An 832-nucleotide genomic window follows, 5' to 3' on the forward strand; every position below is an offset into this window, starting at 1 on the left:
GATGAGGAGAGCGGGACGGCCGCGGTCATCTTCGTCTCGATGAAGCCGGGGGCCACCGCGTTGACCGTGACGCCGTGGTCGGCGGCGGCGCGCGGGGCGAGCGAGCGGACCAAGCCGATGATGCCGGCCTTGCTGGCCGCGTAGTTCGTCTGGCCGTTGTTGCCGGCGATGCCCGCGATGGAGGCGGTGGCGATGATCCGGCCGCCCCGGTTGACGGTTCCGGACTTGAGCAGCGCGTCGGTGGTGCGCAGGACGCTGTCGAGGTTGACGTCGATGACCGAGGCCCCGCGGTCGGCGGGCAGGGTGGCGCCCGGCCTGCCCGCGCGTTTGAACGGGGAGGTGGCGGCGCCGCGCGCCAGGGAGAGCAGCAGGCTCGGCATCCGCGTCACGCTCCCAGCAGGCTCTGGCCGCAGACCCGGACGATCTGGCCGTTGACGGCGTTCGACGCGGGCTGGGCGAACCAGGCGGTCGTCTCGGCGACGTCGACCGGGAGGCCGCCCTGTGAGAGGGAGTTCATGCGGCGGCCCGCCTCCCTGATGAGGAGCGGGACGGCCGCGGTCATCTTCGTCTCGATGAAGCCGGGGGCCACCGCGTTGACCGTGACGCCGTGGTCGGCGGCGGCGCGCGGGGCGAGCGAGCGGACCAAGCCGATGATGCCGGCCTTGCTGGCCGCGTAGTTCGTCTGGCCGTTGTTGCCGGCGATGCCCGCGATGGAGGCGGTGGCGATGATCCGGCCGCCCCGGTTGACGGTTCCGGACTTGAGCAGCGCGTCGGTGGTGCGCAGGACGCTGTCGAGGTTGACGTCGATGACCGAGGCCCAGCGGTCGGCGGG

The 832-nt window shown here is 72.7% G+C and carries 1 protein-coding gene and 1 pseudogene; both read right to left on the reverse strand.

Going from position 1 to position 832, the window contains the following annotated elements; translation table 11 throughout:
* Window positions 1-308, reverse strand: a pseudogene (locus EAO72_RS15800) (SDR family NAD(P)-dependent oxidoreductase); the annotation flags it as partial.
* 77 nt (window positions 309-385) lie between these two features.
* Window positions 386-832 (reverse strand): SDR family oxidoreductase (locus tag EAO72_RS15805; RefSeq protein ID WP_148018018.1); only part of this gene is annotated, 447 nt, incomplete at its 5' end.

The sequence above is a fragment of the Streptomyces sp. OR43 genome (genome assembly GCF_008042275.1).
Classification (GTDB): Bacteria; Actinomycetota; Actinomycetes; order Streptomycetales; family Streptomycetaceae; genus Streptomyces.